At 52.0% G+C, this 20458-nt stretch carries 20 protein-coding genes; 2 read left to right on the forward strand and 18 right to left on the reverse strand.

Annotated features, from left to right (window positions below; translation table 11 throughout):
- Positions 1 to 212: 212 nt before the first annotated feature.
- Positions 213 to 1193, forward strand: coding sequence for a polysaccharide biosynthesis tyrosine autokinase (locus tag L3K52_16210; protein UOG91714.1), 981 nt, complete (start codon positions 213 to 215; stop codon positions 1191 to 1193).
- Here L3K52_16210 and dnaE read toward each other — a convergent pair.
- Positions 1190 to 4720, reverse strand: a complete 3531-nt coding sequence (gene dnaE / locus L3K52_16215) for a DNA polymerase III subunit alpha (GenBank protein ID UOG91715.1) — start codon at positions 4718 to 4720, stop codon at positions 1190 to 1192. The genes L3K52_16210 and dnaE overlap by 4 nt on opposite strands.
- A complete protein-coding gene (locus L3K52_16220) occupies positions 4717 to 5073 on the reverse strand; it encodes a nucleotide pyrophosphohydrolase (protein UOG91716.1) in 357 nt (118 codons plus the stop codon). The genes dnaE and L3K52_16220 overlap by 4 nt, the downstream gene beginning before the upstream one ends.
- A 74-nt stretch (positions 5074 to 5147) precedes the next feature.
- Between L3K52_16220 and L3K52_16225 the strand changes: the two genes are divergently transcribed.
- Positions 5148 to 5681: a hypothetical protein gene (locus L3K52_16225; GenBank protein UOG91717.1), complete on the forward strand. Its 534-nt coding sequence runs from the start codon at positions 5148 to 5150 to the stop codon at positions 5679 to 5681.
- Here L3K52_16225 and rnhB read toward each other — a convergent pair.
- The 16 genes from rnhB to rpsB form a co-directional block, all read right to left on the reverse strand.
- A complete protein-coding gene (gene rnhB / locus L3K52_16230; GenBank protein UOG94026.1) occupies positions 5667 to 6233 on the reverse strand; it encodes a ribonuclease HII in 567 nt (188 codons plus the stop codon). The genes L3K52_16225 and rnhB overlap by 15 nt on opposite strands.
- A complete protein-coding gene (locus tag L3K52_16235; protein ID UOG91718.1) occupies positions 6233 to 6772 on the reverse strand; it encodes a hypothetical protein in 540 nt (179 codons plus the stop codon). The genes rnhB and L3K52_16235 overlap by 1 nt, the downstream gene beginning before the upstream one ends.
- Positions 6773 to 6784: 12 nt before the next feature.
- Entirely contained in the window at positions 6785 to 7939 is a 1155-nt protein-coding gene (gene lpxB, locus L3K52_16240; GenBank protein UOG91719.1) for a lipid-A-disaccharide synthase, read from the reverse strand.
- A gap of 3 nt (positions 7940 to 7942) precedes the next feature.
- The gene (lpxA, locus tag L3K52_16245; protein UOG94027.1) at positions 7943 to 8713 is read right to left on the reverse strand and encodes an acyl-ACP--UDP-N-acetylglucosamine O-acyltransferase; all 771 of its coding nucleotides are present in this window, start codon (positions 8711 to 8713) and stop codon (positions 7943 to 7945) included.
- Positions 8714 to 8718: 5 nt separating this feature from the next.
- Complete coding sequence (fabZ, locus tag L3K52_16250; GenBank protein ID UOG91720.1) at positions 8719 to 9171, reverse strand: 3-hydroxyacyl-ACP dehydratase FabZ; 453 nt, start codon at positions 9169 to 9171, stop codon at positions 8719 to 8721.
- A 6-nt stretch (positions 9172 to 9177) separates the two neighbouring features.
- Positions 9178 to 10173, reverse strand: coding sequence for a UDP-3-O-(3-hydroxymyristoyl)glucosamine N-acyltransferase (lpxD, locus tag L3K52_16255; protein UOG91721.1), 996 nt, complete (start codon positions 10171 to 10173; stop codon positions 9178 to 9180).
- Positions 10173 to 10751, reverse strand: a complete 579-nt coding sequence (locus L3K52_16260) for an OmpH family outer membrane protein (protein ID UOG91722.1) — start codon at positions 10749 to 10751, stop codon at positions 10173 to 10175. Before L3K52_16260 ends, lpxD begins: the two co-directional genes overlap by 1 nt.
- A 3-nt stretch (positions 10752 to 10754) precedes the next feature.
- On the reverse strand, positions 10755 to 13004 hold the full coding sequence (bamA, locus tag L3K52_16265; GenBank protein UOG91723.1) for an outer membrane protein assembly factor BamA: 2250 nt from the start codon (positions 13002 to 13004) through the stop codon (positions 10755 to 10757).
- A gap of 44 nt (positions 13005 to 13048) precedes the next feature.
- Complete coding sequence (gene rseP, locus L3K52_16270; protein UOG91724.1) at positions 13049 to 14425, reverse strand: RIP metalloprotease RseP; 1377 nt, start codon at positions 14423 to 14425, stop codon at positions 13049 to 13051.
- A gap of 3 nt (positions 14426 to 14428) precedes the next feature.
- Entirely contained in the window at positions 14429 to 15640 is a 1212-nt protein-coding gene (gene ispC, locus L3K52_16275; GenBank protein UOG91725.1) for a 1-deoxy-D-xylulose-5-phosphate reductoisomerase, read from the reverse strand.
- Positions 15630 to 16448, reverse strand: coding sequence for a phosphatidate cytidylyltransferase (locus tag L3K52_16280; GenBank protein UOG91726.1), 819 nt, complete (start codon positions 16446 to 16448; stop codon positions 15630 to 15632). Before L3K52_16280 ends, ispC begins: the two co-directional genes overlap by 11 nt.
- Entirely contained in the window at positions 16441 to 17190 is a 750-nt protein-coding gene (gene uppS, locus L3K52_16285) for a polyprenyl diphosphate synthase (protein ID UOG91727.1), read from the reverse strand. Before uppS ends, L3K52_16280 begins: the two co-directional genes overlap by 8 nt.
- A 44-nt stretch (positions 17191 to 17234) precedes the next feature.
- Entirely contained in the window at positions 17235 to 17792 is a 558-nt protein-coding gene (gene frr, locus L3K52_16290; GenBank protein ID UOG91728.1) for a ribosome recycling factor, read from the reverse strand.
- A gap of 4 nt (positions 17793 to 17796) precedes the next feature.
- Positions 17797 to 18531 carry a UMP kinase gene (gene pyrH / locus L3K52_16295; protein UOG91729.1) on the reverse strand — a complete coding sequence of 245 codons (735 nt, stop codon included), beginning with the start codon at positions 18529 to 18531 and terminating at the stop codon, positions 17797 to 17799.
- Positions 18532 to 18628: 97 nt separating this feature from the next.
- The gene (tsf, locus tag L3K52_16300; GenBank protein UOG91730.1) at positions 18629 to 19498 is read right to left on the reverse strand and encodes a translation elongation factor Ts; all 870 of its coding nucleotides are present in this window, start codon (positions 19496 to 19498) and stop codon (positions 18629 to 18631) included.
- A 30-nt stretch (positions 19499 to 19528) separates the two neighbouring features.
- Complete coding sequence (gene rpsB, locus L3K52_16305; protein ID UOG91731.1) at positions 19529 to 20302, reverse strand: 30S ribosomal protein S2; 774 nt, start codon at positions 20300 to 20302, stop codon at positions 19529 to 19531.
- Positions 20303 to 20458 lie beyond the last annotated feature (156 nt).

Genomic DNA, 20458 nt, shown 5'->3' on the forward strand with positions numbered 1-20458 from the left:
GTGGCTCATCCCGTGAAATCAGTAGGACAGTATTTTACTCTCTGCCCGACAGAGTGTCCATGCACGCTTTCACGGAAACTTAATGGTTATGCGCTGATCTATTGTATCGAAGCAGATGCAATATGTTTATGTAGATGCGCTTTCAACCGTGCAAATTATATTTTCTTATGTATAATCAGTGGAATCAGGGCTAAATTGGGGAATTATCAGTCATGAATGCACACGAAAAAGGGTTTATCCAAGTATCGACCTTCAATACCGGCGGCAAATCACTTCGCGAAGAACTGCGCAAATTGCAAATAGTAATCGAACGTCGCGAAAAAACGTTGCTCAGCGTCTATTTAACGGTCTTTTTAGCCACGTTGTTTGCCACAGAAGCGTTAAGCCCTGACCTTTTTAAAAACTTTATCTTAAGTTTTATCTTAGGCGTGTGTGCCGGGATGATTGCCGCATTTGTCCGCGAAGGCACGGACGCGATTATCAAAAATCCAGACATGCTGGCGCGCGTATTGCCGATTCCACTGTTGGGCGTTGCGCCTGCCATCCCCAAAAAAGCGGGCAATTATGCGTTTCAGAGTGCCGAGCGCCCCGATTCCAAAGTGGCGGAAGCGTTTCGTTCCCTGCGCAATAATCTATTAGTTGTCACCCAGCAACAGCGCCCGAAAGTCATCAATGTGACCAGCACCGATGCGAGTGAAGGCAAAAGCAGCACCAGCATTAACCTCGCCACTGTTTTTGCACAAGCGGGGACACGGGTATTGTTAATTGATGCCGATTTGCGCCGCCCAACGCTGCACAAGCATTTTAAATTAGACAACACCAAAGGGCTGGGTAATTACTTGGCAGGGTTAGATGATTTCAACACGCTCATCCGCCCCACCAAGATTGCTAATTTGCAACTGTTGTCATCTGGCCCGATTACCCCGCATCCAGTGGAATTATTGTCCAGCGAACGTTTGACGCAATTGATTGCGACCACTGAACAACAAGATGCGCCGTTTGACCTGATCATTATTGACTCACCACCCGTGATGGGCATGGCGGATGCGCTACTTATCGGCAATCGCGTCCATGCCACTTTATTGGTAGTTGCGTGTAATGAAACCCGCCGTCGCCCGCTTCATGCCGCGTTTGAGCGTTTGAAGCAGGCGCGTACCAATATGGTGGGCGTGGTGCTGACCAAGGTGCGTTAAAACACCAAACTGACATTTTCTTTGCCCAATAGCTGGCGTAAATCACGCACTCCGGCATCGTCTAGCGGCACTGTCCAGGTTCCACCCAAGCGCAAATCGGCACGCGCTTGGGCATTAAAATATTCAATTGTAATCGGAAAACTGCCCGCTGTTGCTGCTGGTTTCAAGCGTTGGCGCAGGGCGGGCAATATGCCTTGCTGCACCTGCTGCTCTTCCAGTCGCAACACCAATTTGCGCAGGAAATTTTCACGCACAGATTGCATATTGTGGATTTTCTCGACGCGCAACCGCGTTTTGCCCGTGCGCTGATCGGTATCGAGCGTGCCTTCCAACACAATACAAGCCTCTTTTTCCAGCAAATCACCGTACTGAGTAAACGTATCGGTGAAAATCATCGCCTCGTAATACGCGGTATTGTCATCTAGTTGCACAAAGGCGCGTTTGCCATTATCGGTGTGTTGGGTGCGCACACTCGCCACCAACCCCGCTAACATCACCGGCTCACGGCGGTACTTAGTGCTGTCGTCTTCGGCAATATCAACCAGCTTTTTGCGACTGCCCAAACCGGCAATTTCTGATTGGTATTCATCCAGCGGATGCCCAGTGAGGTACAACCCCAGCGTTTCTTTTTCCAAACGCAACCGTTCTTTTTCAGGGAACTCCTCGCGTTCTGGCATGGTCGCTTCGGGTGTGGATTCCGCCACGCCGCCGCCAAATAATCCGCCGAACAAGTCGGTTTGCCCCGTGCCTTGATTGCGGTTGTATTGTTCTGCCATGCGCATGGCTTCGGGCAAATATTCGAGCATGGCGCGGCGCGTCCCGCCCAAGCTGTCGAACGCGCCGGATTTAATCAGGGTTTCCAATACGCGGCGATTGACCTTTTGTGTACCCGCACGTTTGCAGAGATCCGCCAGTGATTTAAATGCCCCGTCTTTATTGCGCTGCTCCACCAAAATGCTCAAGGCGGCTTCACCCGCGCCTTTCACCGCACCCAGCCCGTAAATAATGCGGTTCTGATCATCCACCGTGAATTGGTATTCGGAGCGGTTAATGTCCGGCGGCAACACCTGCAAACTCAATTGGCGGCAATCGTCTAGCAAGGTCACGACTTTTTCGGTGTTATCCATATCCGCCGACATGACCGCTGCCATAAACGCGGCTGGGTGATGGGCTTTTAGCCATGCGGTTTGGAAAGCGACGAGGGCGTAGGCGGCGGAATGCGATTTATTGAAGCCATATTCCGCGAATTTCTCCATTAAATCAAATATATAGCCAGCCTGATTTTCGTCGACATTATTGTTACGCGCCCCCTCCATAAAAATGGAACGCTGTTTCGCCATCTCCTCCGGTTTCTTTTTACCCATTGCGCGGCGCAGCATGTCCGCGCCACCCAGCGTGTACTGGGCGAGAACTTGCGCAATCTGCATAACCTGTTCTTGGTAAACGATAACGCCGTAGGTTGGCTTGAGAATTTGCTCCAAACTGGGATGGGGGTATTCGACCTTGGCAATCCCTTTTTTACGGTTGATGAAATCGTCCACCATGCCCGACTGCAACGGGCCGGGGCGGAACAGTGCCACCAATGCCACCACATCCTCGAACACGTCCGGTTGCAGGCGGCGAATCAGGTCTTTCATGCCGCGTGATTCAAGCTGGAAGACTGCGGTGGTTTTTTGCGCCTTGAGCAAGTCGAAACTGGCTTTGTCGTCCAGCGGGATGCGGTTAATATCCACGGGCGGCAAGCCTTTCGCCGCTTGTTTGCGGTTAATGGTTTGCAACGCCCAGTCAATGATGGTGAGGTTGCGTAAGCCCAAAAAGTCGAACTTGACCAGCCCGATGTCTTCCACGTCGTTTTTATCGAATTGCGACACCACGCTATCGCCGTTTTCCTCGCAACAAATCGCGGTGAAATCGGTCAAATCGGTCGGTGAAATCAATACCCCGCCCGCGTGTTTGCCGGTGTTACGTGACAAACCTTCTAAGGAAATCGCCAAGTCCAGCAAGGACTTAACGTCTTCGTCGCGTTCGGATAATTCAATCAAATCAGGCGAAATCAGCTCAGCATCTTTTTTGGATTTGTCACTAATCCCCAACGCATCTTGCAAGGTAATGCCGATGGTGAACGGAATCAATTTAGCAATCCGATCGACAAAACCGTAGGGATGCCCCAGCACCCGCCCCACGTCGCGCACCACCGCTTTTGCCGCCATCGAACCGTAGGTAATGATTTGCGACACCTGATTGCGCCCGTAAGTTCTGGCAACGTAATCAATCACTTTGTCGCGCCCATCCATGCAGAAGTCGATGTCAAAGTCAGGCATCGACACCCGTTCTGGATTGAGAAAACGTTCAAACAGCAAGTCGTAAGCAAGCGGGTCAAGGTCAGTGATTTTCAGCGCATAAGCCACCAATGAACCCGCACCTGAACCCCGCCCAGGTCCAACAGGAATCGCATTATCTTTTGCCCACTGGATGAAGTCGGCAACGATCAGAAAGTAGCCGGGGAAACCCATTTCGTTGATAACGTCGAGTTCGATTTTCAGGCGTGCGTCGTACACTTTGCGTTTTTCGGCGAAGGCGGGCGTGCCACGGGGATATTTGTCGCCGAGCAGGAAATCAAGGCGTTCTTCCAAGCCTTTTTCGCTGACTTGGCAAAAGTATTGGGCTTCGGTAAGCCCGTCGGGAATCGGGAATTGTGGCAGGTAGTTTTTGCCCAAGGTCAGCGACACATTGCAGCGTTTGGCAATTTCAACCGTGTTGCTGATCGCGCTGGGAATGTCGGCGAACAATTCCGCCATTTCGTCGCCCGTGCGCAAATATTGCTGCGGGCTGTAACGTTTGGGGCGTTTGGGGTCTGCCAGCACGTAGCCGTCGCGGATGCAGACACGCGCTTCGTGGGAAGCAAAATCGGATTCGGCGGTGAAACGCACGTCGTTGGTCGCCACCACGGGGATGTCGTGCGCAAGGGCGAGGTCGATGGCGGCATGGATGTAGTCTTCTTCGCCATCGCGTCCGGTGCGTTGCAGCTCTAAATAGTAGCGGTCGGGGAAAGTTTCCAACCATTCTTGCAGGCGTTTCTCGGCAAGTTCTTGATTGCCGGAGAGCAAGGCTTGACCTATATCGCCTTCGCGTCCGCCGGAGAGCATGATTACACCGTCGCTGAATTCTTTGACCCACTCGCGTTGCACACGCGGAACACCCAGCACTTGCCCTTGTTGGTAAGCGCGGGACACGAGTTTGGTAAGATTGCGGTAGCCGGTATTGTTTTGGCACAGCAGGATGGCATGGAATAAGGTATCCGTGCCTTGTTCGTCTGCCAGCAGCAAGTCGAGGCCGAAAATGGGTTTGATGCCTGCGCCCATCGCGGCTTTGTAGAATTTTACCAAGCCGAAAAAGTTGTTTTGGTCGGTGATGGCGAGGGCGGGCAAGCCTTTGCTCGCGGCAACTTTCATCAGCGGCTTGATGCGGATGGTGCTATCGACCAATGAATATTCGGTGTGGAGGCGGAGGTGGACGAATGGGGTCATGATTCATCCCCCGCGTGCAATTCGGTATACTTCCTCGCCGACCCTTTCGCCAATTCCACCGGATATTTACGCCGATTCTGCACCATCTTCTCCCGCACCGCCGCTTCCAAATCAATCCCCAAATCCGCACACAAATACGTCAGATAAGTCGCCACATCCGCCACTTCATCCCGCAACTGCGGCATGATTTTATCCAACGCCGCACCCCGCCGGTCTTCCCACTGAAACAATTCCAACACCTCACTTGCCTCCAAGGAGAGCGAAATCGCAAGGTTGCGCGGGGTGTGGAACTGCGCCCAATCGCGTTCGGCGCGGAAGTGCATAAGTTCATCCACAAGGTCTTTCGGCAGCATGGTAATGTCCTATTGAATCCAATACGCATTATAATCCCCGAATCAGAACCTAACAGAAGAAAAGGACACTCACAGTGCTGAAATTTCTACCCGGCATTCTATTGCTACAAGCCATCACCGTGGCGTTGGTGTTAATTGCGCCCGCAGAATTGAGCGGCTGGGGCTGGTTGCGGCTGATGATTCCCGTCGGCATTGTGGGCGTACTCACCGCCGCTTGGTTCAGTTCAATGGCGGCACACCACAACAAAGATGAAATCAGTCGCTTGCAAGAATGCCACGCGAAAGAGCGTGAAGCGCTGCGCGTCAATGCCGAACGCGCCAAGCATCGCGTCATCAAACAAGCGCATCAGGAAACGATTCAGGAAGTACGCCGCTCTTCCACCGAAGCGAATATCAAGGTGGGTATCGCGTTTGCGGGAGCAGCAGGCATCGGCGGCTTGCTGTTGCTAACACAATTCATCACATTGGGTTTGTTGGTACTAACCACAGCGGGCGGCGGGCTTGGCGGCTATGTGTTACGCATCCGTCAAGAAAAAGCCAAAATGGAATTGTTACCCAAAGCAAAAACCAAGCCACGCCTGATCAATGCTTCATCAACTGCCAAATAGCGCTTTTCTAACCGGGGCAAAACTGCGCCGATGAATGGGCGTTGCCCCAAATTCCTGCAAAGCGGCTAAATGCGCCGCCGTGCCATAGCCTTTATGTTTCGCAAAACCGTACTGCGGGTACAACGCATCCAATGCCACCAACTCCGCATCCCGCGCCACTTTCGCAATGATCGACGCCGCACTGATTTCCGCTACCGTCGCATCACCGCCAATAATCGCTTCCATTTTATACGCCAGCTTTGGGCAATGGTTGCCATCAATCTTCACAAAATCAGGCTGAATGCTTAAGCCTTCCAACGCGCGTTGCATCGCCAGAAACGTCGCTTGCAGAATATTGATCGCATCAATTTCCTCCACTTCTGCCCGCCCCAGACTCCATGCCAGCGCCTTTTCACGAATTTCAAGCGCTAACCGTTCACGGCGTTTCTCGGTCAATTTCTTGGAATCGTTCAAGCCCGCAATCGGCTGATTCGGGTCGAGGATAACCGCCGCTGCCACCACCGCTCCCGCCAATGGCCCGCGCCCCACTTCATCCACCCCCGCCACTAACATCACACTTTGCTCAATACGAATACTGATGCGGGTGGAATATTGAAAAATACGGTGCTCACCCGTTGGATTTTAAAACCTTCACGCTGCAAACCCTCAAATAAACGGATTTGCTTAATAAATGGGGTATAACTCATTTGCACAATCGTTGATCCACTGTTAAGCGCGTCACGAAATTGCTCCACCAATTTTTCAGAATAAAACATCCCCGTGACCGGCATACACGACACCATAATGCAGTTGCCTAAACCTTCCTCACTTTCGTTGATCGGCAGCGTGAAAAAATCCTTCGCCAGCAGCAGGGTATCGGCGCCAAAACGTGCATGGAATTGGCGTACAAAATCAGGATGCTTCTCCACAAATGCAAAGGGAACAGGGGTTTGCATGAAATATTGCGCCACCACCCCACTGCCGGTTCCAATAAAAATACCGCGCGTGTAATGTGAAAAATAACGCGCCGCGACCTCAAACATTTTCGCCCCAAACTTATCGCTGGAACTGATGACGGAGCCGGTGTGTTTGAGTTTGGTAAGATAGACCATGGTGTACTGTCTCTAGGATTTTTTGGTCGGAAAATGGGTAAGGATAGCATGAGCGGCACTGGCACTCGCGTTTTGGCGTAATTGCGCGTGCAATGCCTGAAAACGTTGCAAAATATATTGCTGGCGCTCAGCAGGCAGGTTAAATAGGCATTCCAATGCCTGTACCAGATTCGCCGGTGTTACCTGTTCTTGCAACAATTCCGGCACCAGCGCTTCACCAGCAAGATTATTCGGCAAGGTGACAAACCGGACTTTGAGCAATTTGAAGGTGCGAATCAGCCAAGCAGTCAATGGCGCAACCCGATAAGCCGCCACCATTAAACGTCCGGCTAACATGCCTTCCAGTACCGCCGTTCCAGACGCTAATAGAATGTGATCTGCCGCTTGCATTAAGGTGCGGGATTGCCCATTCAATACCTTAAGGATAAGTTCTGGAGCAATATCCTGCCGAATCGTTTCCAATTCTTGCCGCAAGCGCGGCGTTGCTGCGGGCGTTGCTAAGCGTAATTCAGGGTATTGTTGCTGCAATTGCAAGGCGGCTTTGAAAAAATCCGGGGCAAGACGGCGCACTTCACCCAAGCGACTGCCCGGCAAGATCGCCAGCAGCGGTTTGGTCAGCGGCAAATCCAATTGCTCACGGGCGCTGTGCCGCTCCGCGTTAAAGCTTACTTCATCCGCCAAGGGATGCCCGACGAACGCCGCCGGAATGCCATGCTCGCGGTAAAAATCCACTTCAAACGGGAATAAGGTCAGCATTAAATCGAGGTTGCCGCGCATTTTGCGCACCCGTTTGGCACGCCAAGCCCATACAGATGGGCTGACATAATGCACCGTGGGAATGCCGAGTGCGTGTAACTTTTTGGCAATGGGCAGGTTTAAATCGGGCGCATCCACGCCGATGAATAAATCCGGTGGGTTTGCTTGCCAACGTTGCAGCAATTGTTTGCGGATAGCTAATAATTCGGGCAAGCGCGGTAACACTTCCACCAGGCCCATGACTGAAAATTTTTCCATCGGAAACAAGCTGGTGCAACCCGCCGCCTGCATTTCACTGCCTGCAATTCCTTCAAACACCAGTTCAGGGCGAAGTTCGCGCAAGGCAAGGATCAGACGCGCCGCCAGCAAGTCACCTGACGCTTCTCCGGCAATGATGGCTATACGCTTCATGCGTTAACGAATCAGCCCCCGCTGGCTGTTATGGCAAAAATCGAGCAATAAGCGAATGTCGGCATATTCACCAAAATCCACGTCAATTTTCGCGAGGGCTTCCTGTGTGGTCAGGTTGTGGCGGTACAAAATGCGATGCGCCTCTTTAATGCGGTGAATCGCTTCGGTGCTATAGCCCCGACGTTTCAAGCCTTCCATATTGATACTGCGCGGCTCAGCGGGCGTGCCTGTCACCATGGCATACGGCGGCACATCTTTCGCAATCGCCGACCCCATGCCGGTGAAGGCGTGTTCGCCAACGGTGCAAAACTGGTGTACCAAGGTGAAACCACCCAAAATCACCCAGTCACGGATTTCCACATGCCCCGCCAGTGTCGCACTGTTAGCGAAAATCGTGTTATTGCCAATGATGCAATCGTGCGCAATGTGCACGTAAGCCATGATCCAGTTATCATCACCGATCACGGTTTTGCCCTTGTCTTGCGCGGTGCCACGATTCAAGGTGCAGCATTCACGAATAACGTTGCGATCACCAATGATTAATTCGGTCGGCTCACCGTTGAATTTTTTATCCTGAGGGGCAGCACCCACCGAGGCAAATTGGTAAATCTGGTTTTCCGCACCGATGCGCGTCGGGCCGTCAATCACCACATGCGAACCAATCCGGCTGGCCTGACCGATGCTCACGTTCGCACCGATCACGCTGTAAGCGCCCACTTCCACGCCGTCAGCCAGTTGCGCCGACGGGTGTATAATCGCGGTAGGGTGAATCAAACTGCTCAAGCCGCCGTCTCTTTTTTCGCCGCACACATCAATTCAGCCGACACCGCGAGCTTACCATCGACTCGTGCTTCCGCCGTGAACACCCACATAATGCCTTTGCGCTTCACCAATTCAACCTTCATCACCAATTGATCACCGGGAACCACCGCTTGCTTGAAACGTGCTTTATCCACTGCCACCAACAAATACAGGGTATCGGTTTGCGGCTCTTCGCCCATGGTACGAAACCCCAATAAGCCGGTCGCTTGCGCCAGGGCTTCAATAATCAACACCCCCGGCATAATCGGCTGATGCGGGAAATGCCCGTTGACCCACGGCTCATTCACGGTGACATTTTTTATCGCGGTCAATGACTTACCGACTTCGTATTCCACCACGCGGTCTACCAACAAAAACGGGTAACGGTGGGGTAAGTAATTTCTAATTTGTTCAACGTTCATTGCACCCATAGCGGTTCACGTACTCCCTTTGCTTTCTAAGGCCGCCAGTTGCCTCTCTACATCCTGCAAACGGCGTGCTAATTTATCCAACTGATTAAAACGTACTGCGTTTTTACGCCAAAGTGCATTTTCCACTATTGTTGTACCCGAAGAATATACCCCTGGTTTGGTAATCGCGTGTGAAACCATGCTCGTCCCCGTGACCACAACATTATCAGCAATGCTCAAATGCCCCGCAATCGCGCACATTCCCGCAATCTGGCAATGTTTACCGATTTGCACACTGCCCGCCACCGCAGTACACGCGGCGATGGCAGTGTAATCACCAATCTGGGTGTTATGCCCAATCTGAATCAGGTTATCGAGTTTGACGCCGTTGCCAATCACGGTTGAACCCAACGCCGCACGGTCAATGGTGGTATTCGCACCAATTTCGACATCATCGCCCACCACCACGTTGCCCACTTGCGGAATCTTAAACCAAGTGCGCTGATCGGGCGCAAACCCGAAGCCATCCGCCCCCAACACCGCGCCGGAATGGATAATGCAGCGTTGCCCGATTTGGGTATCTGCGTACAACGTCACATTGGCGTGCAACCAACTGCCATCCCCAATCCGGCAGCCCGCACCGACCACACAACCTGCTTCAATCACCACATCCACACCCAATTCAACCCCGGCAGCGATCACTGCGCCAGGGTGAATTGCTGGCACCGGGCGTACAGCGGGGTACAACACGCCCACCACTTGCGCATAAGCAAGGTAAGGATTGGAATTGATCAAACAATTGCCGTCGTAAGCTTGCGCCATGTCCGGCGTTAAAATCAGCGCACTGGCTTGTGCGGTTTGCAAATAATGGCGGTATTTTGCGTCACGGATGTAACTAATCTCACCGACTTGCGCTTTTTCAATGGAAGCCACTGCATACAGGCGTAACTGCGCATCGCCTTGCAAGCCCGATCCCGTGCGCTCGGCCAATGTTTGTAGGGAAACGCCGTCGGGCATAGCCATCACTCCTGCTTACCTGTCACGGGTGTGGCAACGGCTTTTGCTTGAAACTTTTTTTCCAAATGCTGCATGACCTTAGCGGTCATATCAATGCGGTCACTGGCCACGATGTAATTGCTTTCGCGTAACACGAGATCAATTTTTTCTTGCTCGCGCACTTCGCCAATCGCCTGAATAATCTCGGCTTGCAAGGTATCAATTGCGGTGTCACGAGCAAGGCGAACTTCTTCGCGAAAATCTTCCATCTTACGCGCGTAATTGCGTTGTAAATCACGCAGCTCACGTTGACGTTCGACTTTTTCGACATCGGGCAGGTCACCGGATTGAATCCCAGCGGCGAGCGCGTCTTCCAATTGCTGAATAGCTTTCTGATCAGTTTCCAGCTTCTGCTCACGTGGCACGAAATTGAGCTTTAATTTCGCATCGGCTGCTTTCGACTGCGGCGCATTTTCGAGCAAACTAGCCATGTTCACAATCGCAATGAGCACCGGGCGCGGCACCGCGTCATCAGCGGCAACCGCAACCTGCTGCCCCGCCAACAGCAACAACCCACACAGGCATAACGCACCTAATTTCAACATGGATTAAAACGACGCTCCGATACTGAATTGCACTTTCTGCTCTTTATCGGTTGCTTCCGCGTTTAACGGCTTGGCGTAACTGACTTCAAACGGCCCAATCGGTGACAACCACACGGCACCAACCCCTGCCGAATAGCGCAGTTCATCGGCTTTAAAATCACCCGTGTCATCAAACACATTGCCGCCATCGACGAAGGCGCTCATTTTCAGCCCTTTCACATCTTCCGCTAAAGGCATCGGGAACTGCACTTCTGCCGTCCCGGTCACTAGCAGATCGCCGCCGATCGGGTCGTCGTTTTCATCGCGTGACCCCAGGGTGCTTTGATCAAAACCGCGCACACTGTTAATGCCACCAGCGTAATACTTATCGAAGAACGGCACGCTCTCCAAATCCCCGCCGGTATTGCTGGTACCAACCTTGCCTTTCACCGCAACAGTCACGGTATCGGTGATAGGCTTATACCCTGCGCCATCATAGCTTAACTTTTGGTACTGCAAGTCGCTGCCCGGAGCCGCTGCTTGCAAGGAAACCCGGTGACGCTGGCCTTCTGTCGGGAACACCGTCCGGTTACGCGTATCGTGTACATAGCTGACCGTTACCGGCAATTGGTTGTATTCATCGCCATTGGTCGCCACGAAATCTTTAATGCGCTGCGCCGGTTCAGTGCCCAACACAATTTCACGCTTTTCCGCGCCGACACTGGCGTATACCGAATCGTGCTCACTCAACGGCACGGTGTAGTTGACGCTGCCGCCGTAACGGTTAGAGGCATAGCTGGCAATGTCTTCCGCTTCCGCATCGTATTCTTTGTAATAACCGCTGAACCCACGGCTAATACCATCGGGCGTGTGGTAAGGGTTGGTGTAACCAATGCTGTAGTTTTTGTTGACCTTGCTATTATCAACGTTCAAATCCAGCTTCTTACCTGTCCCCATGAAATTATCTTGGTTGAGATTAATATTGAATAACACGCCTTGCGATTGCGAATAACCCGCACCAACCCGGAATTGGTTAGACGAGCGCTCGTTTACCGTAACGATCAAATCCACTTGGTCTTCAGTACCCGCCACAGGTTCGACTTCAATCGTCGCTTCTTCGACATAAGGCAGACGTTGCAAACGGGTTTTAGAACGCTCTACTTGCTCCTTCGAGAACCACGAGCTTTCTACCTGACGCAATTCACGGCGGTATACCTCGTCTTTGGTGCGGTTGTTGCCACGAATGTCGATACGGCGGACATAGGTGCGTTTGCCCTGATCAACGGACAGCAAAATACCCACTTGCTTGTTATTTTCATCAAAATCCGGGGTTGCCGCCACTTTAGTGAAAGCGTAGCCTTGCGCACCCAACTGATTCGACAGATTTTTGCGGGTTTCTTCCAATGCTTTTTGCGAAAACACTTCGCCTTTGCGCAATTTAATGGCTTTAGCCAATTGCTCCTTAGACAAACCGGGGTTTCCCGCCAAGCTAACTTCACCAATGCGGTACTGATCACCTTCATTGACGCTGACATTCAGGAAAATGTCTTTTTTATCCGGCGACATCGACACATCAGCCGACGCAATTTCAAAATTGATATACCCGCGATCGCGGTAGAAACTGTTGAGCGCGTCTAAATCCGCCATCAGCTTTTCTTTGGAATACTTATCGCTATCACTCAAAAACGGAATCGAAAATGCCCCGCGTGGCCCGGATTCCAATTGTTTTAACAATACTGCTTCGGGAAAGGCTTTATTGCCGATAATGTTAATTTTTTGAATGCGGGCAACATTGCCTTCATTAATATTAATATTGACCGCTACCCGATTGCGCGGCAAGGCTTCAATGGTGGTATTAATATCGACGCCATAATGCCCCATGCCTTGGTATTGTTCTGCCAACTCGCGCTGAATGGTCGCCAACGCTGCTTTATCAAGCGTATCACCCTTGCTGATATTGCGCAGTTTCAACACTTCCATCAGCTTGGCGGTGGGAATCTTATTATTGCCTTTAATGGTCAATTCACCAATGGCCGGGCGTTCCACCACCGTTACCACCAACACATCGCCACGCCGACCGAGTTGCACATCTTCAAATAAACCCGTCTGAAATAGCGCGCGGATGGCTTCGGCGGACTGGGCGTCATTAAACTGTTGCCCCACTTGCGCAGGCAAATAATTCAGCACCGTGCCAGCGGCAATGCGCTCCAAACCATTAACTTCAATATCGCGGACTACAAAGGCGGCAGCCCAGACCGCTTGAGAAACTGCCAATAAACAGCTCACCGCTGAAATTACAAGAGTGTGTTTTTTCATAATTAATTTAATAACCGTGTAACGTCATTATACAAGGCAAGCACCATCAGTCCGCCAATGATTGCCATTCCTACCCGAAAACCGACGGCTTCCGTTGCTGCCGACACCGGGCTACCTTTTATCCATTCAATCAAATAATAAAATAAATGCCCACCGTCCAGCATTGGAATAGGCAGTAAATTTAATACCCCAAGGCTAACACTCACAATCGCGAGGAACCCTAAGTAAACCGTAAAACCCAGCGACGCGGTAACGCCCGCATATTGCGCAATGGTGACCGGGCCACTGACATTATTCAGCGACACTTCGCCCGTCAGCATTCGCCCCATCAATTTCAGCGTTACCACCGACATTTGCCAAGTTTTCTGCATTCCACGCCACAGCGATTCTGGCAAACCATACGCTTGGGTAAAATATACCTGTTCACGCAAACTCGCGGGCGGCGGGGCTAATTGCGCCCCGATGGTGGCAGCCGCCACGCCGCTGGCTGGATTGATACGCGGGGTAACATTCAAGGTTTGCACACTACCAGCACGTTCAACGGTTAATACCACCGGCTTATCAGCGTGTTGCTGAATATGCTCGATGAACACACGTCCGCTAGTCGGCTTCAAATCGTCAATTTGTAGAATTTTATCTTGCGCCTGTAAACCTGCTTGCGCGGCGGGAGTATCGGGCAATACCGCGTTAATCACCGCCTCGTAAGGCGGCAACCACGGATTCAAACCTAACTTGTCCAACGCACCCGCTTCCTCATCGAACATTGCTACTTTGCTCAAGTCCAATTGACGTTGCAAGGCTGAACCATCCGCTGCCTTCACACTGAACAACAATTGCGGGGATTTCAAATACTCATCAATCAGCAACATGCGCATGTCTTCCCACGAATCCGTCGCAATGCCGTTAATCGCGGTTACTTCTTCTCCTGGCTGAAAACCTGCCGCCGCCATCGGAGAATCTTTCACCACATCGACATACGGACGCATCGCATCCTGACCGATCATATTTACCAGCGCATAAATCAAAATAGCCAATAAGAAATTAGCCATAGGGCCGGCCACTACAATCGCAGCACGCTTCCATAATGCCTGACGATTAAATGCGCGGGGCAAATCCTTTTCAGGAATTTCGCAACCCTCTTCGCATTCGCGCTCATCCAACATTTTGACGTAACCACCGAAGGGGAGCGCCGCTAACACGTATTCAATCTGATCGGCGTCTTTAGACACGCGCCGCAACAACGGTTTGCCAAAACCGATTGAGAAGCGCAAGACTTTGACGCCCAATTTGCGGGCGACCCAGAAATGTCCGAATTCGTGTACTGTTACCAATAGACCAATCGCGACAAGGAATGCAGGAATTATGATCAGTAAGTTCATGATTTAATGTATTTTCTTGTTTTTTATCCAAGATAGTGAACGCACACGGCTTTCCTCATCCTGAATAAGTATCTCTTCGAGGTTCATCGGCGTGCCAGTGGATGCGGTAAGCATCACCGCCTTTACCAGCACCGGAATATCGGTAAAACCGATTTCGCGCCCCAGAAAGGCTTTCACTGCCACTTCATTCGCCGCATTCAACGCAATCGTGGCATAACCACCGCGCACATGGGCATCATACGCCAATTGCAGGCACGGAAAACGTTCTTGATCGGGCTGCTCAAAATCCAATCTTGCGGTCGCAAACAAATCCAACGGTGCTACCCCTGATACTAAACGCTCAGGCCATCCCAACGCATAGGCAATCGGGGTACGCATGTCCGGGTTGCCCAATTGCGCCAACACCGAACCATCATTATAGGACACCATTGAATGAATAGTGCTTTGTGGGTGTACAACCACCTCAACGCGCTCGGCGGGCAGACCAAATAACCAGCAAGCCTCAATCACTTCCAGCCCCTTGTTCATCAAGGTAGCCGAATCGACCGAAATCTTTTGCCCCATTGACCAATTCGGGTGTGCCACGGCTTGTTCCGGGGTAATGTCATGCAAATCACGCGCCGCCCAAGTACGGAAAGGGCCACCAGAAGCGGTTAGCAAAATCTTTTCCACCCCGCTTCGACTTCGCTCAGCGACCGCATGATCGCGCTCCCTGAACGAAGCCGAAGGCAGACATTGAAATACCGCGTTGTGTTCGCTATCAATCGGCAATAATTCCGCACCGTGCTCACACACCGCGTCGATGAATAACTGCCCCGACATGACCAGTGCTTCTTTATTCGCCAACATCACGCGCTTACCCGCACGCGCCGCCGCCAAGGTTGGCACCAAACCCGCCGCCCCCACAATCGCCGCCATCACGTAATCGGTGTCAGGGCTGCTTGCAACCGCATCCAAGGCTTCCATACCCGCCAACACCACCACGTCACTGCCCACTGCCTGCAAGCGTTTTTCCAGCACGACCGCCGCAACGGGATCAACCATTACCGCGTAGCGCGGCTGAAATTGCTGGCATTGCTCGAACAACTTATTCACATTGCTGTGCGCGGTCAGGGCGTAGACATGAAAACGCTCAGGGTGACGCGCCAACACATCCAAGGTACTGACCCCGATACTGCCACTTGCGCCTAAAATCGTAATGCCTTTAGATGCCACGGAAAATCCCCAACCATAACAAGCCCAGCGTGAACAGTGGCGCTGCCGCTAACAGGCTATCAATGCGATCCAAAATCCCGCCGTGCCCCGGCAAAATGCTGCCGCTGTCCTTCACCCCGGATTCGCGCTTCAGCAAGCTTTCAAACAAATCGCCTGCCACCGACATCAGCACCACGAACATGGACAAGCCCATGAAAATCACCCCTTTGCCCTCAGGAATATCCAGCCAGAAACCGGCTAGTGATGCCCAGATAGCCGTGACAATCACCGCGCCGGACATGCCCTCTTTGGTTTTGCCGGGGCTTAAATCCGGTGCCAACTGATTCTTGCCCAGCTTACGGCCTGTGAAATACGCCGCCGTATCCGCCAACGCAATCAAGGTAATCAAATAAATAACATAGGTATAATGCATCACATGCAAGTGCATCAACGCATACCAAGCAGGTAACAGCACCAAAATGCCAGACAAACGCATCACCAGCGCATGTTTCTTGTAAAACCCGGCATTACGCGGGTACATTTTAAGCGCAACCAATACCATTGCCCACACCGGAATACTGATCAACAACACCCATACCGGGTCAGGGCGAATAAACACCAAAGGAATCGAAGCAGTCAAAATCATCATCGCGCCAGCCATGCGCTTTTCCGGCAGATAACAACCCGTCAGCCCTGCCCATTCCCACGCCCCCAAACCAACGATAAACATCAATGAAAACAAGCCAAACAACTCGGTTGGCAGAAACCGAATACCGGCAAACACCAATAAAATCAGCACCAACCCCGTAATCATTCGTTGTTTAAGCATGTTTCCCTCCCGATACCTGCTCACCTGTCATACCGAAACGCCGCTGCCGCCTGACAAAATCGTCAAAAGCATCCCGCAGGCATTGCTCGTCAAACTCCGGCCATAATACATCCGTGAAATACAATTCCGCGTATGCCAATTGCCACATCAGGAAATTGCTGATGCGTTTTTCTCCACCAGTGCGAATAAACAAATCCGGCTCCGGCACATCGCGGGTCGACAATAAATCATTGAAGACAGCCTCATCCAATGTCATTGCATCTAACTCGCCACCGGCAATGCGGCTGGCAACCGCGCGTACCGCCTGCAAAATATCCCAGCGACCGCCGTAATTCGCCGCAATCAGCAAGCGCATTCCGGTACAACTCGCTGTCATCGCCTCCACCTGCTGAATCTTTTCCTGCAAACTCACCGAAAAACCGCTGCGATCACCAATAAAACGCATGTTTACATTGTGACGTAACAATGCCGCCGACTCACGCTCCAGCGCTGACATGAACAATGACATCAAGCCGCTCACTTCCTCTTCGGGCCTACGCCAATTTTCACTGCTAAAAGCGAACAGTGTCAGGCACTCCACCCCGGCGCTGCTACAAGCGCGGATGACTTTACGCGCCGCTTCCACGCCACGATGATGTCCCATCAAACGCGGCAGATAACGTGCTTTTGCCCAACGTCCATTACCATCCATGACGATCGCAACGTGGCGGGGAACCGCATCTTTTAAAATTGTATTTGTCATTCAGGCCCCGTGCCACGCCACCCAGCGACAAGTAGCGACCGTTATCATACTTCCATCAATTCTTTTTCTTTCTTTTCCAGCACCGTTTCCACCTCTTTAATGAAGTGATCGGTCAGTTTCTGGATTTCTTCTGCCGCGCGGCGCTCTTCGTCTTCGGAAATTTCTTTTTCTTTCAACAAGGCTTTGAAATCCGAATTAGCATCGCGGCGAATGTTGCGGATAGCCACCCGCGCACCTTCCGCTTCACCTTTCACCACCTTGACCAAATCACGACGGCGTTCTTCGGTTAAAGCAGGCAACGGCACCCGAATGGTGTTGCCGTCATTGGCGGGATTCAAACCTAAATTAGAGGTCAAAATCGCTTTTTCGATTTTTGCCGCCATCGGTTTTTCCCATGGCGTCACCTTCAAAGTCCGCGCATCTTCCGTGCCAATATTGGCTACTTGGCTTAAAGGCACTTCAGAACCGTAGTAATCCACGGTGATTTGATCCAGCAAACTGGGGTGCGCCCGACCTGTGCGAATCTTCGTCAAATCATTGCGTAGCGCGTCGATACTTTTGTGCATCCGCTGCTCGGCATCTTTTTTAATGTCAGCAATCATTACCTTAAACCTCAACCAATGTTCCAACAATCTCGCCGCGAACCATCGCCGCAAGCGCCCCTGGTGCAAACATATCGAACACACCCAGTGGCAGTTTATTATCACGGCACATGACCATTGCCGTTAAGTCCATCACACCCAATTGGCGCTGGATTGCATCCTCGAAGGATAACCGATCGAAGCGTTTCGCCGTAGGATTTTTTTTCGGGTCAGCATCATAGATGCCATCCACCTTGGTCGCCTTCAGCAACAGGTCGCATTGTAATTCAACCCCGCGCAAGCTGGCAGCGGTATCGGTGGTAAAAAAGGGGTTGCCACTGCCTGCGGCGCAAATAATGATGTCGCCCTGCGCCAAATAACGGCGGGCTTGATGCGCCGCATAGCGTTCGCCGACTTGATCAATGCCAAGCGCGGTCAGCACGCGGCAATTCCCACCGAGTTTTTCGATCGCATCTTGCATGGCGAGGGAATTCATCACCGTTGCCAACATGCCCATTTGGTCGCCACGCACCCGATCCATGCCTTTTTCCGCCAAGCCAGCCCCCCGGAATAAATTGCCACCGCCAATGACGATAGCGACTTGTACGCCGGAACGTTGCACCGCCAGGGCTTCGCCTGCGACACGGTAGAGGATTTCAGGATCGATACCGGAATCTTGGTTGCCTAACAAAGCTTCGCCACTGAGTTTCAATAAGATTCGGCGGAAACGAATAGCAGGGTTGGATACTGAAGGAGTCATGGGATACGCCTGTGTTTGATTGAATGGGTGCCTTTATACAGATGACAGTAAAAAGGGGCAACCAGTGCCCCTTTTACAGAAGAACCCGCAGGTCTTCTTAGTTCCCTGCCGCCGCAGCCGCTTGCGCCGCCACTTCCTCAGCAAAGTTGTCTTGTTTCTTCTCGATGCCTTCACCGACTTCCAAACGCACAAACTGAGAAATGCTTGCGCCTTTGGATGCTAAGAATTCACCAACGGTTTGATCAGGATTCATCACGAACGGCTGACCCACCAAGGTGATTTCGCCCATGAATTTCTTCATGCGACCAACCACCATCTTTTCAGCGATTTCACGGGCTTTGCCGCTTTGCATCGCGATGTCGATCTGGATTTCGCGCTCACGCTCCACCAAATCAGCCGGAACACCGGACTCATCCACACAAGCCGGGCGACTAGCGGCAATGTGCATCGCCACTTGCTTGCCCATTTCGCCGTCATCACCTGTCATGCAAGTGACTACACCGATTTTCGCGCCGTGTTGGTAAGTAGCCAACTGACCGTCACCGGCATCAACCCACACCAAACGGCGCACTTGCACGTTTTCACCGATTTTGGCGATCAAAGCCGTGCGGCTGGTTTCGGTCAGTGCTGACAAGGTTTCCACATCAGCGACATCATGCGCCAGCGCGGTTGCGCCCACTTCATCAGCAAATGCCATGAAGAAGCTGTCTTTTGCCGCAAAGTCGGTTTCGCTGTTGACTTCAATAACCGCTGCGCGTTTGGCATCAGCCGTCAGTGCAATCACCACGCGACCTTCTGCTGCGACACGACCGGCTTTCTTGTCAGCTTTCGCTGCACCGGATTTGCGCATCAGGTCAATCGCCGCTTCCATGTCACCATTGGTTTCAGTCAGGGCTTTTTTGCATTCCATCATGCCTGCGCCGGTACGTTCGCGCAGCTCTTTCACCATTCCAGCAGTAATTGCCATTAGGATAACTCCTTGTTTGAACGAGCTGACTTATTCGCCAGCAGCGTCAGTGGTTGGTACTTCTTCAGTCGCCGCTTCTACTTCTGCGGGCGTTTCCGCTTCCGGCATTGGCGTAATAGCAGCAGCGGTATGACCTTCATTAATCGCATCAGCAGCCGCAGAAACGTACAATTGAATGGCGCGGATGGCGTCATCATTGCCCGGAATCACGTAATCAACGCCTTGCAGGGAGTTGTTAGTATCCACGATGCCGATGACCGGAATGCCCAGCTTGTTCGCTTCTTGAACTGCAATTTTTTCGTAGCCCACGTCGATAACGAAAATCGCATCGGGCAGACCGCGCATGTCTTTGATCCCACCGAGGCTGCGTTCCAGCTTTTCGGATTCACGGGTCAAGGTCAGGATTTCTTTCTTGCCTAATTTCTGGAACGTGCCGTCTTCAGCCATGCGCTCCAGATCTTTCAAACGCTTGATGGATTGCTTAACGGTTTTGAAGTTCGTCAGCATCCCGCCCAACCAGCGATGGTTGACGTAAGGCATTTTGCAAGCCGCCGCCGCTTCGCTGACCGCATCACGCGCGGAACGCTTGGTGCCAACGAACATGATTTTGCCGCCTTTCGCCGCCAACTTGCCGATGAAGTTGGTCGCATCATTGAACATTGGCAGGGACTGCTCAAGGTTGATGATGTGAATTTTGTTGCGCTCACCAAAGATAAACTGACCCATTTTAGGGTTCCAGTAACGGGTCTGGTGACCGAAGTGAACGCCTGCTTCGAGCATTTGGCGCATAGTAACTTTAGGCATGATAAGCTCCTGTATGGGTTATGCCTCCATACACCCCAACAAACGCAACCTGTTTTTTGGTCAGGCACCCTGCGTGTCGTGTCGATGTATGTGTGGATTTAAAATAAAATAGTAGAACAGTAGGTAAAACTATTTGCGGAATTCGCGGGCGCTTTA

Origin of the sequence: Candidatus Thiothrix sulfatifontis, from assembly GCA_022828425.1 — a bacterium.
Lineage (GTDB): Bacteria > Pseudomonadota > Gammaproteobacteria > Thiotrichales > Thiotrichaceae > Thiothrix > Thiothrix sulfatifontis.